General features: G+C 40.8%; 8 protein-coding genes. 3 read left to right on the forward strand and 5 right to left on the reverse strand.

Features of this window, described 5'->3' with window-relative positions:
* Positions 1–122: 122 nt before the first annotated feature.
* Positions 123–2,246, forward strand: a complete 2,124-nt coding sequence (locus PCIT_RS19540) for a winged helix-turn-helix domain-containing protein (protein ID WP_010362125.1) — start codon at positions 123–125, stop codon at positions 2,244–2,246.
* Here PCIT_RS19540 and PCIT_RS19545 read toward each other — a convergent pair.
* The 3 genes from PCIT_RS19545 to PCIT_RS19555 all read right to left on the reverse strand — a co-directional run bounded on the left by PCIT_RS19545 (position 2,227) and on the right by PCIT_RS19555 (position 7,873).
* The gene (locus tag PCIT_RS19545) at positions 2,227–3,579 is read right to left on the reverse strand and encodes a TonB family protein (protein ID WP_010362126.1); all 1,353 of its coding nucleotides are present in this window, start codon (positions 3,577–3,579) and stop codon (positions 2,227–2,229) included. The genes PCIT_RS19540 and PCIT_RS19545 overlap by 20 nt on opposite strands.
* Before the next feature lie 216 nt (positions 3,580–3,795).
* Positions 3,796–6,354 carry a TonB-dependent receptor gene (locus PCIT_RS19550; RefSeq protein ID WP_010362127.1) on the reverse strand — a complete coding sequence of 853 codons (2,559 nt, stop codon included), beginning with the start codon at positions 6,352–6,354 and terminating at the stop codon, positions 3,796–3,798.
* A 292-nt stretch (positions 6,355–6,646) separates the two neighbouring features.
* Positions 6,647–7,873 carry a threonine/serine exporter family protein gene (locus PCIT_RS19555; RefSeq protein ID WP_010362128.1) on the reverse strand — a complete coding sequence of 409 codons (1,227 nt, stop codon included), beginning with the start codon at positions 7,871–7,873 and terminating at the stop codon, positions 6,647–6,649.
* A 305-nt stretch (positions 7,874–8,178) separates the two neighbouring features.
* On the opposite strand from PCIT_RS19555, the gene PCIT_RS19560 reads away from it, so the two are divergent.
* Positions 8,179–10,185: a methyl-accepting chemotaxis protein gene (locus PCIT_RS19560; RefSeq protein WP_157592863.1), complete on the forward strand. Its 2,007-nt coding sequence runs from the start codon at positions 8,179–8,181 to the stop codon at positions 10,183–10,185.
* Between the two features lie 60 nt (positions 10,186–10,245).
* Here PCIT_RS19560 and PCIT_RS19565 read toward each other — a convergent pair whose 3' ends face one another.
* A complete protein-coding gene (locus PCIT_RS19565) occupies positions 10,246–11,472 on the reverse strand; it encodes a glycosyltransferase (RefSeq protein WP_010362130.1) in 1,227 nt (408 codons plus the stop codon).
* A complete protein-coding gene (locus PCIT_RS19570; RefSeq protein ID WP_010362131.1) occupies positions 11,469–12,479 on the reverse strand; it encodes a LacI family DNA-binding transcriptional regulator in 1,011 nt (336 codons plus the stop codon). Before PCIT_RS19570 ends, PCIT_RS19565 begins: the two co-directional genes overlap by 4 nt.
* A gap of 200 nt (positions 12,480–12,679) precedes the next feature.
* On the opposite strand from PCIT_RS19570, the gene PCIT_RS19575 reads away from it, so the two are divergent.
* Positions 12,680–15,151 carry an alpha/beta hydrolase family protein gene (locus tag PCIT_RS19575; protein WP_010362132.1) on the forward strand — a complete coding sequence of 824 codons (2,472 nt, stop codon included), beginning with the start codon at positions 12,680–12,682 and terminating at the stop codon, positions 15,149–15,151.
* Positions 15,152–15,267: the final 116 nt, after the last annotated feature.

The raw sequence follows: 15,267 nt of genomic DNA on the forward strand, positions 1-15,267 counted from the left end.
TTTTGATGAGCTTAGTTAAATTAAATGTATTTCACTATTGATGAACAGTGTATTATTAGTGTCAAATATCATACTCTTTTATTACGGCTTTAACCATACCTTTACATTGCACTTAGGGCGTTATGCAACAAAATAGACATCATAAGTTGTTAATAAATGACGTTGTGCTGGACAATGATAGCCTGCGTGTAAAAGTGCAAGGTGAATGGCGCTCTATTGAAGTTAAGCAGTTAGCGTTACTTTATTTGCTGATTGACAATATTGGCCAAACAGTTACTAGAGATACAATCATCACGACGCTTTGGCCTGATATTATTGTGAGTGATAACTCAGTAAGTCAATTAGTGGTTCAGCTTCGAAAAACGTTAGGAGATAATAAAAATAAACCTCGCTTTATAAAGACAGTACCAAGACTTGGCTATCAGTTGATCGCGGATGTAAATGAAGCCCCTGAGTTAAGCGAAAAATTAATTGCTCCTCAAGAAAACAGACCTATTTATTGGTTGATTGCGGGTCTTGTTATTGGTGGAAGCGCCTTGCAATTGTACAACAGCAGCTTATTTGATAGGCCTCAATCGGCGCAATATACCTATCAATCTCGTTTAACAGCATCTCCAGGAGCTGAGGTTTTTTTGCGTTACTCACCAAATGGCCGTTACCTCGCGTTTAGTCATGTTGGGAAAAACCAAGAGCAATTTGATTTATCTGTCATTGATATGAAAACACAGTCTCTCCATAATTTGAAAAGCACCGGGTATAGCGAGGAAGCGCCAGTATGGTCTGCTGATGGAAAGTGGTTAGCGTATTATCGATACGATCCGTTTAGCTGTTCTGTAAGAGTACTTTCGGTTGATAATGCTATTGAAATGTGGCGGCTAAGCCCTGAAACTATGCTATTTGAGTGTGATGCTGCACATGGGCCATTACCTATTTTTTGGCCGACTGATAATGTACTTTATACCCAGCAATGGCAAGAAACTGGCATTGAAGTGCGGCGTCATAAGCTAACAAGTGATTCTGGAGTTGAAATATTAGATACACGCATTTTACCTAGTGATATTGGCTTTTTAAGAGATATAAATATTGAAACGCAAGAGTTGCTATTTTCACAATTAATAAATAATAAGCATCATTTATTTAAGGGCCGAGATAAGGGGAATGTCGTTGCGAAAAGCTCATTAATTACTGGTGGTCGTGGACCGTCTGTTTGGAACAAAGTTGCGGGCTCATATGTCGTTGGAGACAATGTATTAAAGTCCGTAAATCAGCAAGGTGATGAAGATATAATTTATCAAGCAAATGGGGTTATCACAGATATTGCGGTTGATTTACAAGGCGGGCATATCGCCCACTCCGAAGGTGTGGCGCAGGTAAACCTTTACCACTTAGATACAACAGTACAGAACATACAGTCTGACTTAAACGCGGTTTCTTCGCCCGCAAAATTAGATGTTATGGCTGAAGTGTCTAAAGATGGAAATTGGTTCGCGTTTGCTTCTTATGATCCTCAGAGGCCGTTAGGTTATACGCAAGTCGAGATTTGGATTAAGCACCGACAACGCGACACGGCAAATTTATTAACTATGTTACCTCGTAATGCCTTTCCAAAGAAGTTATTGCTTTCACCTCAAGGAGACAATTTATTAATTTTGTCTGAAGAGGGAGATGTCTATCTAATCAACCTATTCTCAAAAAAATTGATAACTATCATTCAAGACTTTAAAGAAATAAGAAATATATACTGGAGTGATGATGGTCGTTTAATTAACTATCAAGCAACCCAAGCTGATGGTCAATGGCGACTATGGCGCTATTCACTGAAAGAGCTGAATAATAGTTTGATTGAACAAGGCGAAGTTCAGCTTGAAAAGTACACCCCCGTATTGGCACAGCAAAATATAAGTTTTCCGAATTTTTTAACTGATATTTCATCTTATTTGTTAATGCATACAAAACACGAGGTAGATCCTGATCAATTGCAGGCGTCATTGCGTTTGTATAAACCCGCTTTGTTTAATGAGGGTATTTATTATATTTTACGTCAGGGACATCAACTCTACTTGTATTGCTATTATTCACAGCGACAAGAAAATATTAGGATCAGGCCGATCGGGCTGTACTTATATGATATCAATGTATCGTTATCATTAAGTACTGACTGGCAAGGCGCGCATATTCTATTAAATAGAGTTGACGGAATTGAAACGGATATTGTGTTGCATCGACTTAATTCAACGACGCAATAAATGTATCAATGGCAGTTGTTGACCATGCTCTTGAGATGGCCGACTTTCGCGCTTTTTTTGCTAAACGCCTAGCTTGTGCAGGTACGTTTGATAATTGGGATTTATAGAGTAATAAAGTTGGGTGTGTGTTGTCTTCAGATAGCGCTTTATTTAACCAAGGCATTATGTTTTCAGTAGGGCTTTTTGCGTTTATTAACTCACCAATTAGTGTGACTGTCGCTCTAAAGTGCTGCATGTTCGCTGCGCGAGTAAGCCATTTTATTCCTTGATTAGGCGCATAATGTTGTTCTGAGTTTTGTAAGTAGCTGAGCCCCAGTCTATATTGAGCTGCAGCTAAGTTTTGCTCAGCGGCTTTATGTAACCAATTTAAGCCAACTCTTTGATCTTCAACTGAACTACTTCCATTTAATAAGCTGGTTGCAAGTTTATATTGCGCTAAAGGGTAATTGTTTTTAGCTGATGCTAATAACAGTGCCGTGTCTGAATGAGGCTCTCGCCAGTGATACTTTAAAAGTTTACTTGCGTTGTACTCGTTAGAGCTAAGCCATTGAGAAATATAGTATTGCACTCTACCGTTCCCTTGCTCTGCAGCATCAATATGTTTGGTGATTTCACGTTGGTACTCTAATTTCTGTGCATGAAAGCTTTTATCATATTGTTGACCTTTATATGTCGTAAAATGGTACGTTAGCGAACGGTTATTAATTGCGGAGGAAGTTTGATATTCCCAGTGAGGAAGCGCGTTAATAATACTTAATGTAAACGTATTCTTTGGATGACTATCAACAATAGAAATATTTGTTACTTTACCGCTATCATCTATATCAAACTCTGCCCATACCCAGCCTTCTAAACCAAGTCTTCGCGCTTCATCTGGGTATGTGGGGGAAATATAAGAGGTGCGTTCTAAGGGTTGTTGGTTTGTTTTATTACGCGTGTTTGAAGGGTAAAGCAATTTAGCTGTCACATCGTACGAATAAATTTTCTGCATCGTTTGATACATATCAATCATTGCTTGTGTATCGTCATAGCTTTGTAATACGAGCTGTGCAGTTTGTTGTGCGTCATCTGAGCCAAATTCACTGGCTAACATAAACCATGCATAAGCTTTTGGTTTACTGGGGGGCGTGCCTTGACCGTGCAAAGACATAACGGCTAAATTATACATAGCGTCTGCATTGCCTAGCTGTGCTAATTGTTCAAATGAGTGAAAGGCCGTTTGATAATTTTTACTTTGGTAAGCGATGGTTGCACTATATAAATCGGCACATACAATGGGGCTCTTAAGCACTAAGCACATACTAAGTATGGCAATGAGTCGATTGAAATTCATAGTGCCTTAATAATTCGTTAATGATTAATACGCGTAGTCGTATCCTGATTATCACTCTGTACTTGATTGTACTGTTTTATTCTACAAATGCTAGCATCACTTTAAGTATGCATTATATAAAAGAAAAGCTGATAGCAATGGCTATCAGCTTGGGCCCCGGGCAAGGAGCATCCTTCCATGGAAAGTCGAATCTGTGTTAGCTAAACCAATCTTCGACTAAAAGTTAAATCTTATACCGGCGGTAAAGCGGCGGCCATCAGCATAAACACCTGTGAGAGCATGTTCTACGCCTTTCTCTTGGTAACTAAAAGTATGTTCATCAGTTAAATTGACGGCTTCAAATACAGCGGTAATATTTTGGGTTATATGATAGCTAAGACTTGCATCAATTTGACCATATGCGTCTTGATAACCAGGCCATGCACGGCCAGTATCGTAACCCGTTCTATAATTATAGGAAATACGTCCGCTGAATGTCTCTGCTTCGTAATAAGTACTGATATTGAACGTACTCTCGGAGATACCAGGGATTAGAATATCATTACCATCGACATCTTTTGACTCTCCATCGACATACGTGTAATTTGCAGATATACCAAAGCCATCTAATATTTCTGTTTGGAAGCCAAGCTCGAGGCCTTGTAATGTGCCTGATGGCCCATTAATAGGTCGGCTAATCTCAATAGGAACCCCATCAAATACTTCAGTTTGCGTATTATTACCAAGTGTGGATTGTAAATCTTTATAAAAGATTGCAGCAGAAAATATACCTGCTTCAGAGAAGTACCATTCGTAGCCAACATCAAACTGTGTTGCACGATACGGATCTATTTTTGAGTTACCACCAGTACCGACACGAGTCTCTGTATTGTATGTGGTTGCATTTGTCATTGCCGCATAATCAGGGCGCGTCATAACTCGTGCTGCACCAAAGCGCAATAACATGTCTTCTTCTAGATCAATTGCTAAGTTAACGCTTGGTAGGATATCAAAGTAGCTGGTATCTTCTTCTTTCCATACTTTTGCATCTGCGGGCCCTACATATGCGCCTGTTGTTTGCTGTGTTTCGACAAGCCTGACACCCAGATTACCGCGCATCCCCTCAACATCAATGTCAGCTTTTACGTAACCTGCTACGATTTCTTCTTTTATAGCAAAGTTACTGTCATGCAATAAACCATATTGCCAATTTAGCGCATCGCCCGCAGAACGAGTGGTCGATAAATCGGTCATAGCATAATTGCGCAGTGTATCATTGGTGCCCACGCCAGATAAAAAGTCACCTGGTGCTGCAAAAGAGTAATCTGCCAAGCTCCAGTTTAAATCAGTGCGCGTTTGCGAGCGTAAGCGAGTATTCTCTCTTTTATGATCGCGATATTTAACACCCATCTTAATTTTACTAAATACCGCTAAATCCACAGGGCGTTCGAAATCTGCTTGGGCATAATACTCTTTATCAAGTGCATCATTACTGTCATAACGCAAAAAGCCTAAGTGCCAATTATTGCCATCAGCAGGATCTTTAGCATAGTTAGTTCCAATGCTTTCTATATTGGATGCATCAAAGCTGTGTACTGCGTTACCTTCCCAACCAACACTTCGATCGGTTTGTGTTCCACCAGAACCTTCTGTGACACCAATATGATAGGAGGATGACCATAGCTCACCTTCGTGTTCTACTTTTAAATCATATGATTTAGTTTTAAGTTTGGAGTTCCGGATTTTTGTCTCATCAAGAATATTGTTGCCATCAGGAGAAAGGCCTAATGTACCAGACTGAGCAAATTTACCGACCTTGTCATGCTCTACAATGTTCAAAGAGGTATATTGTGAATTACCGTAACCAGGTAGCCATAAGAAGTTTTGGTTGGCATTGTTTGCTTCCATCGTTGAATCTAGTGCGTTAAAAGTTACGTCGGTGTTATCGGATGGACGATACTGGAGTGTTAAGCTAAAGCCAGTTCTTATGCGCTCTTGAGTGAACATTGCTGAACCACCACCGCCGGGTGTATAAACATTGTTTATTGTTGTGCCATCCTCGAGCGTAACATCACGGTGTGACCAGCTCCATGCTTCGATACCATCGCGGCGTAAATTGCGTTCTTGTCTAAATACAGAAACTAAAGCACCAAAAGTTTCTTCCTCGTCTTTCCAGCTATATAAACCTGCAAGTTGTGGATCTGTTTCACCAGAAATTTCACTATGTTGCATTAATACAGAGCCTGCAATTTTGTTTGCGTCCAAATCTAAGGGTTTACGTGTACGCACAATCACTGTGCCACCAATTGACCCTTCATCTATGTCTGCTTCGGGTGATTTATACACTTCAAGCCCAGAAACAATTTCAGAAGGAAGCATGGTGTAGTTGAACCCTCGACTCGCTGATGAATCTACCCACCAGTCAGCTGAGCCGACAGCTTGGCCGTTTAACAAAGTTCTATTTTGGTTCTCAGATGTACCTCTAATACTGATCCGTTCACCTTCACCAAAATTTCGGCTCATTGATACACCGGTAATACGCTGTAGAGATTCTGCAACATTTTGATCAGGGAACTTACCGATGTCTTCTGAAGTCACAGCATCAACAATTGAGTTAGCATAGCGTTTGGTGTTTATTGATTTGACGACGCTGCCTCTGATCCCACGTACCTGTATGACTTCAACTTCGTCTGTTTGTGCACTATTGGCAAGTGTTGCGCTAGAGAAGCTCGTTGCTGATGTCATTAGTATGCTGCTGATCACTAATGCGAGTTTCTTTTTATTATTAAAATTCATGGTATGTCCCCTTGGTTGCATTTTCATTATGTAAATCATTTTGCGACTAAGGTTATTAAACGCTTAACATAAAATTAAATCTTGAATATTGGTGATTAGTTGTGAAAGCTTTCTTTTTTAGTGAGTTGTTTTATTTAAATCTATAATTCAGAGAGTTAAATTTTTCGATGTGTGTGTTTTTATTGATAGGTAAAGTGGCATTGTTAGAATTTGTAAATTTACAATGGGGTTTTCACAACTAAAAATGGTGTTGGCGGCTAATAATTTGCTAACACCATTTCTGAGTCGTGGTTTATAAGCTCTTTTTGGGAGGCAATGCGACGTTTGCGAAAATTAGTCCTGCAACTAATGACATAAATATCAGGAATGTTTGCTGGCCAATATGATCTGCGTGAATGAAGCTTTGACCTTCAATTAATGAGTTGAGGCCTATATAGGTTTTGGAACCGGGCACTAGTACAATTAGGCCTTGCATGGCTACAATAGAAGCGGGCGCGTTTACCATTCGATTAAAGAAATTACTAAATACACCTACAGCGAACGCACCAACAAATGCGCCAATTGAATAATCAAAATACACGGCAGCACTAATACTAGCAGCATAAGCAATAAACCCTGAGGCGATAGACCAGCTGGCATGCTTCAATTTTGTTCTGAAAATGACAATCAAACTGATACAAAGGAGTAATATGGCAAGCCAAGCCGTCCATTTTGGTAAAGGCTCAGGTTGTACGAAGTCAGTGATACCAAATAATGCAAAACCAAGACTAATGCCCAAAAAAGCGCCAAAATATAACTTGAATAACAGCATAAGTGCATCCATGACACGCGCGGTGCCTGACACAAGATGTCGAGCAGAAAGCTCTGCGAATGCAAGTGCTAAGGCAAGTCCGGGAATAAACACGATAATCGAGGAAAGAACGACAAGCCGAATATTAATGCTCGGATCAACGTAGCTACTAATTGCACAGGCCCCGAGCGCTGCGACTATGGCAACTAACGGTTCTAACATATGGGTTACGCGTTTTGAACGAGCAGACCAAATAACGAATAGAAAAACGAGTGCTGAAAATAAACCAGACCATAAAACATCATTCCAGCTTGTTCCCATCAACATTGCAAACGCAGCGCCAGATACTGAAAAAGCAAGGCATGTTAGTAGCTTACTATAGGGGTTGAGCTGTTCACTGATGTTGTCTAAGCATGTATCAGCTTCATCGATTGATAGTTCTCCAGCAAGCATGCGCGATACAACATCATCCGTATCGGCAAGGCTGCCTAAATCATGATCGCCAGGTTCTACTCTTGCAACATGTGTATATTCATCTTCGTGACCTTCTGACCAAATAACAAATGTGACAGACGTCGGAGACATCACAAATGCTGATTTTAGATCAAGGTGGGTTGCGACTTCCATAAGGTGCGCTTCGAGACGATAAGCTGGCGTGCCGTATTTATGCAGCATTTTGCCAAGTTTCACAATAAGCTTACGTTTTTGAGTAAAGGTTGCTGTGTTCAACTGTGTAAAACCTAAATGATAGAAAGACTACGCAATTAGTTGCGTCGCTATACCTGAAATATTTTAGTTAAATTGTCAGAGTAACTGTAATAACGGTAGATTTTAGCGCATTCTAATCGCTTTTATCGCAAAGTCTAGGTCATTTAACGAATTTAATTTGCATTTTTTGTAGTCTACATAATCGTTAGGGTAAATATGCGGCTGATTGTGCTTTTTTTACATAAAAACCCGTGTTTTTTTCATTGTTAAGCAGCTGAATATAATTGAATAATTTGCACTTAATTGATTTAGGTCCAAACTATTTCATGATCTTATCTTATACTCAGTTTAATAAAATAGCGGTAGAGGCAATTATGTTAAGTGTGATTCAGGGTATGGCGTTAGGCAAGCAGCTTCGGCTTTCTTTTTCACTACTAATTCTACTCTTGGTTGTGGTGAGTATTTCTGGGTATTACGGATTGAACTCAGCGCAAAGTGGGTTCACAAAATACCGGGGGTTGGCCCTTGAAACAAATTTATCAGGCCGGATGCAGGCCAATCTGCTGTATGCCCGTATTGGGGTGATAAAGTATTTATCGGATAGTAGCCCAACCATCCTTAAGCAATACGATGAACGTATGACCAAGCTAGATAGCTTTTTTGATACTGCAGAGATAAAAGTTAAGGACCCAGAGCGTAGGCGTATATTAACTAAAAGCAGAGACTTACTTAAGCAATACGATACCTCTTTTAAAGAAGTTCAAGGTTTGATAGCGCAGCGGCATGAGGTCGTAAACAACCGATTAAACCCTGAAGGCAAAGATATTCGTCTGCAATTTACCAAGTTATTAGACAAATTAAATGATATGGAGCATTCGCAGGAGCTTTATGCTATCGCTAAAGCGGGAGAGTTTTTGTTGTTAGGGCGTTTGTACGTGGTTAAATATCTAGTAACCAATAGTGAAACTGATAAGAAACGTGCCGAGCTTGAATTAAAGCAAAACCTACTAGCGATTCTTGACGAGGACATCAGCAAGTTTCCTGAGATAACAGCAGAATTAAATAGTATAAAAACGTCGGTCAAAAACTATTTAGGAGCATTTGATCGTATTACACAGATTATTAGCGCTCGCAATGCCATTATCAATCAAAAACTAAATCCAATTGGTGCACAGGTTGCTGATAACTTAGAAAATCTCAAACTGGGTGTAAAAGCAAAACAGGATGAAATTGGCCCTGAAGTTAAAAACACCACTGAATTTCTGTTAAAGGTTGTTACCGTAATTTCAGCGATAGCGGTGATTTGTGGCTTATTTCTCGCCGCGACATTACCTAATGTGATCCGTCGTCCAATTGGCGGGGAACCGCTAGAGATTGCAGCAGTCGCAGAACGTATTGCCAATGGTGACTTTACCCAACAATTTGATGGGAAGTCTGAAGCAACCGGTATTTATGCCTCAATGGCAGCGATGTCGAATAATTTGAGTATGGCCATTTCGGGTGTTGTTAGCACGGGCCACAGACTGACCGAACAAGCACAATTATCATCCACAATTGCTGGTGAGACACAAGATGTTGTATCTCAGCAAAAAGATCGCAGTGCACAAATTGCAACTGCGTTGAATGAGATGGCCTATAGTATTCAGGAAGTTGTAAAATTGTCAGGCAGTTCAGCTTCTTCAGCAAACGAAGCTAAAGTATCAGCTGAAGGGGGCTTGTCGCTCATTGAGCAAATGGTGGCAGCAATAGAACGACTTTCATCTACAATAGAAAATGCGATGCAAGATATTAAAACGCTTGCGCAAAGTAGCCAAGATATAGGCGCTGTGGTTGAGGTGATTGGTAATATTTCGGAACAAACTAACTTATTAGCATTGAATGCCGCAATAGAAGCTGCACGTGCGGGTGAGCAAGGGCGCGGGTTTGCGGTTGTTGCCGATGAAGTCAGAAGCTTGGCAAAACGCACCCAAGATTCAACCACGGAAATCCAAACAATGATTGAATCACTACAGTCAGGCACCAACAAAGCGGTTTCGAGTATGAATGAAAGTTCTAGTGAAGCGCTCAATACCGTTCAACTTTCATCTGAAACAAAAGAGTCGCTCGACAAGATACTAGGTAAAATTAGTGTGATAAATGATATGAACAATCAAGTCGCGGTGGCTATAAACGAGCAATCTACGGTATGTGAAGATATTAATCAGAATATCACGTTTTTGACCGACTCTGCGGAATTGAGTGAGCAAACCAGCAACCAATCAGCAGCGGCAAGTCAAGAATTGAAGGACTTGGCTGGGCAATTACAAGAGATTGCCAGTAAATTTAAAGTTTAACTTAGTCTCGCAAAGAATACCGTACTGTACTTATTCAGTGCGGTATTCTAAAAGGCAAAGTTAAGGTTTATTCTTGGCCTCAATCCATTGCGCCATATATTTTGTGCTACGCATGGTATGGTGTTTAAGCATTTGACCTGTGAAATTACTAGAACGATGCGCTTGGAGATCACTCATAATGAAATGTATTTTTTCTAGCAATGTCTTTTGCAGCTTATTTTGATCATAAAAACTCGAAAGTAATGTATTGCCAGCTTGTTGAGCTTGTGTAAAGTGTGTCTCAGATTGGTAAAGCTCGATAGCCTTCTCTGCAAATTCACTGGCTGTATCTGCTATTGCTCCGTGCCATGGCAGGTCACCATGCATACCCTCAGCACCAATGTGTGTGGTGACGCAGGGAGTTTGGGTGATCATACCTTCTAATAGTTTGCCTTTTATCCCAGCACCAAACCGCAGAGGAGATAAGCATACCCTACTGTTACGCATTACTTCGAGTGCATCATCAGCCCAGCCTTTGATTAAAAAGCCCGTTTTTGGGTTATTGAGAGCGGTGGCTTTTGGTGGTGGATAAGAACCATAAATATGCAGTTCTGCATCAGGGATCTGCTTTCTAATGCGTGGCCAAATCTCTTGCAAATATAATACAGCATCCCAGTTTGGCGCATGGCGAAAATTGCCGATAGTCATAAAGTGTTGACGTTGAGCGAAGTGAGGGGTCTCTTGTGTAATAGCATCTAGGTCGACCATAAAAGGTAAATGATGTAACAGCGATGGGTCGACGTTAAACACTGAATCTAATAAATCCATTTCATGATCTGAAATGATCAGACTCATATCAGAGCGTAATATTGCTGCTATTTCACGTTTTGCAATGTCGCTCATTAAATCTAAGTGAGAAAACTCGCGCTGTGCTTTGTGAGCATCATGGCGAGCATTTCTTAGGCACTGCAAATCTTCAGTATCTAGTATTTTTAGTGCATTTGGTGCATAAGTATCTACTCGCCAGCCAAACTGCTCTTCCATCATAAAGCGATCAAACATGACAATGTCAGGTGCATACGTCTGAATATATTCATCAAAACTAGCGCAATTTAGCTGAATGTCTTTGGTAGAAATACCTTCTTCAGCTAAATCGATCATGTGTTCGGTTTTTTGGGCTGGGCTAGCAAATTCGACTTGCCATTGTTGCTTTTTAAAGAAGCGTAAGATAGACATCATATGACTGCCGGCGGCAGACGAGTTTGGTTCTGGCCACACATAGCCAATTACCAAGACTTTTTTATTCATAAAGAGGATTCACGTATTTGAACAGACACATCAACCAAAGTTCTTGCCGCTGGTTGCGCTTTATTTAAAATTTCCCCAAGGGTTTGACAAGCTCGTTTACCAATATCATTGGCATCTATCCGCACTGATGATAAGGCGGGCTGCATTAAACAGGAATCCGCTAAGTCATCAAAGCCTACTACTTTAACGTCTCTACCTGGGACTAAATTGTGTTGACGCATTGCTTCAATAGCGCCATAAGCTATGACGTCACTAAAGCAAATAATCGCTTTAACATTAGGTGATTCTTTAATTAATTTATTAAAGGCTTCTCTCCCACCTTGGCGGTTGGTAGGTGCTTGGATTATGCGTTTATTGTCGTGAATACCTTTTAGTTTCAATGCTGAATTGAACCCCGCGATACGTTCATGGTAATCAGAAATATCGGCAATTCCCCCTAAAAAGGCAATGTTTGTAATACCTTGCTCTAAAATATGCGACGTTGCTAGATGCGTCCCTTTTTGATTGTCAGGTAAAATAGTTGGTGCACTAGAATATGGCACTTCTCGCATAATATTAATGACTGGAAAGCCATTACTAACAAGGTTGTCTGTCCATGTTTGCTCAGTGCCAGGTGCTGGGCACATAATAAACGCCGCGACATTATACTCTTTCAGTGTATTGACTACTTGCTTTTGACGTTCGTAGCACTCGCCTGTATTTACGAGCATTGGTACCATTCCAAGGGCATAAATATGTTTTTCTAAACCCACGGCTAGCTCAGCAGAGTAGGGGTTTGTTAAATCATTAATCACAACAGCGATGAGATTGGAGCGTTTACTGCGAAGGGCTGCGGCATCTCGATTGTAAACATAGCCCAATACATCGATGGCTTTTAAAACCTTCTCTTTACTTTTATCGCTCACCTTATCACTTTGGGTAAGTACTAAAGAGACGGTTGATTTAGACACCTGAGCTTCTCTGGCGACATCGAAGATGGTTACTTTTTCTGGCTTATTGTTTTTCATAGAGGTGCTTATTGCCTAAAGTATGGACTTGCTGTTGACGAAAGTGCATTTTAGCTTAAATAAACACGGCAAAAAAGCATTAGCTCAGGTTAAAAGTATCTTATTGGGCTGCATTTTTCTTTTATTCACGTATATTATGGCGAAGTTTGTCATTTGAATGCAGGGACTATTACAAAATGAGGAAGTGGCTTTTTTATAGCATGATGGTTGGGTGGTTATTGATGACTTGGGGTGCGCATGCGTCAGACTTTGGGTATAAAGTACCATCTTCAAATCTAGCAAAAGTGGTTGATGCTGAGTTGATCCCACAAAGTAAACTCAGCACTGATGGTCGATGGCTCGCCTTATTAAAGCGCAGAAGGGTTGTTGCATTAGATGAGTTAACACTGCCAGAAAAAGCATTAGCAGGCATTAAGTTTAACCCTGCAACCTTTATGCGAAATTCATCTCGTATGTATTCGGCAATTGAATTGAAACATGTGGAAACAGGCTCAGTTATCAAAGTTAGCGGGTTACCTAAAGGTAAATTACGCGACGTACAATGGGCATCAAACAGTCAGTTTATCAGCTTTATTGTAGAGCAACATAGCAAAGCGACGTTATGGCTGTTTGATATAAAAACTCGAACAGTACGACAAATGACGACAACAACGCTCAATGGTGTTGTCAATTCTACAGCGTACCAGTGGCTGCCCGATAGCAGTGGCTTTATCGTTAACTTTGCCGTTAACCATGGAAAGCCGCAACTATCAGAAAGTGCACAACAGCCTGCGCCTATCATTCAACAAAGTAGCGGTGTTAAAGCGCCCGCACGTACATACCAGAACTTACTAAGTAACCCGTTTGACGAAGCGCAATTTAAGTTTTTCGCGCAAGGCCAGTTGGCCAAGCTATCTTTAGATGGCCGAGCTAAGGCGATTGGTAAACCAACGTATTTAAAGTCTTTTTCGATTTCTCCTGATTCAACCAATCTCATTGTCGGAATGATTGATGAGCCATTTTCTTATCAAGTACGTTATTCTCGCTTTGCAACGGTATGGCAAGTTTGGGGTATGACGGGTTTTCCTTTATATGAACTCGCGCAACAACCCTTAGCAGACACGATTCCACAAGGGTTTGATAGTGTACGCACTGGTCCAAGAGAGTTTCAATGGCGAAAAGATAAAGGGGCCACGGTGCTATGGGCTGAAGCTCAAGACGGTGGCAACATGAAGCAAACAGCTGAACATCATGATTATTTATATAGCATCAGTTCACCGTTTAAGCGTGAGCCTGAGTTATTTGCCAAAGTAAAAGATCGCTTTTCATCTATTCAATGGGCTGATGAAAATATTGCTTTGCTGACTGAATGGAAGTTCGCTAGCCGCACAGTGCGTACATCGGTTATTTCCCCGAGAAATGCGGATGAGCGCAGAGTGATTTTTTCTGAGCGCAGTTATAATGATGCATACAATAATCCAGGTCGATTTATTATGACTAAAAATGACTTGGGCGTAGGCGTGTTAAAGTTAGTCGGTGGCCGGTATTTATTTTTGCGTGGCAATGGCGCGAGTAAAGAAGGTAATAAGCCATTTTTAGATCGTTATGATGTGAAAACCAACAGCACAACGCGCTTATGGCAATCTTCAGCACCTTATTATGAGCGTGTACGGGCGATGTTAGATGATGAAGGGCTCAGGTTTATTACTCTACGTGAATCTAAACTAGAGCAGCCAAATTTCTTTATTCGAGATTTAACATTTGACTCATTGACGCAGTTAACACGATTTGTGCATCCATATCCAGAGTTTCAAGGGATAACCAAGGAACAAATAAAATACAAACGTAGTGATGGTACCCAACTAACGGGTAACCTGTATTTGCCCGCAAATTATGACCCATCTCAAGGGCCTTTACCCGTGTTAATGTGGGCTTACCCATTAGAATACAAAAATAAGCAAGTTGCCTCGCAAGTTAGGGAGTCTCCTTACGCATTCCCTTATGTTGGATATTGGGGGCCAATGCCTTATTTGGCTCAAGGTATTGCAGTATTTGATGATCCTAAAATGCCAATCATAGGGGAAGGGGCACAACTACCGAATGATAACTTTAGATCGCAATTGGTTGCGAGTGCTAAAGCTGCTGTGGACGTGTTGGTTGATCAAGGCATCGCAGACCCAAAGCGTATTGCCATTGGCGGGCATTCATATGGTGCGTTTATGGTTGCCAACCTACTTGCTCATTCTGACTTATTTGTCGCTGGTATTGCGCGTAGTGGTGCCTATAACAGAAGCTTAACACCGTTTGGTTTCCAAGGTGAAGAGCGTGACTTTTGGCAAGCGCAAGGTGTCTATGCCAATATGTCTCCGTTTTTCCATGTAGATAAAATCAATGAGCCGATGTTAATGATCCACGGTGCTGAAGATCCAAATTCAGGCACTTTCCCAATGCAGTCGCAAAGAATGTACGCGGCAATGAAAGGACTTGGAAAAGAGGCTAGACTGGTTATGCTCCCGCACGAGGGGCATAGCTATAGAGCTAAAGAAAGCATTTTGCATGTACTTTGGGAACAAGAACAGTGGCTGAAGAAGTACTTAATGCCGCTTCCCAACATTGAAGAGATCGATAACATTGATCTAACTCTGTTAGCCCCTAATAATAGTCAAGGTGACCCCAACAGCACGTTGTATTAATGTGCTGTTGGATGGCGAGTCGAATATTTTTGGTGATATTCGACCGCTTATCTTATTTTATAGGAACTGTTGTTCTGGTGGCGTTATTACACATACGTAAAGTTATTATGATTTAT

Source organism: Pseudoalteromonas citrea, assembly GCF_000238375.3.
GTDB lineage: Bacteria > Pseudomonadota > Gammaproteobacteria > Enterobacterales > Alteromonadaceae > Pseudoalteromonas > Pseudoalteromonas citrea.

Bases quoted from the DNA above. Each gene is read 5' to 3' on its own strand.
- PCIT_RS19550 (WP_010362127.1), bottom strand. From the start codon at position 6,354: ATGAATTTTAATAATAAAAAGAAACTCGCATTAGTGATCAGCAGCATA.
- PCIT_RS19570 (WP_010362131.1), bottom strand. From the start codon at position 12,479: ATGAAAAACAATAAGCCAGAAAAAGTAACCATCTTCGATGTCGCCAGA.
- PCIT_RS19540 (WP_010362125.1), top strand. From the start codon at position 123: ATGCAACAAAATAGACATCATAAGTTGTTAATAAATGACGTTGTGCTG.
- PCIT_RS19545 (WP_010362126.1), bottom strand. From the start codon at position 3,579: ATGAATTTCAATCGACTCATTGCCATACTTAGTATGTGCTTAGTGCTT.
- PCIT_RS19575 (WP_010362132.1), top strand. From the start codon at position 12,680: ATGATGGTTGGGTGGTTATTGATGACTTGGGGTGCGCATGCGTCAGAC.
- PCIT_RS19560 (WP_157592863.1), top strand. From the start codon at position 8,179: ATGATCTTATCTTATACTCAGTTTAATAAAATAGCGGTAGAGGCAATT.
- PCIT_RS19565 (WP_010362130.1), bottom strand. From the start codon at position 11,472: ATGAATAAAAAAGTCTTGGTAATTGGCTATGTGTGGCCAGAACCAAAC.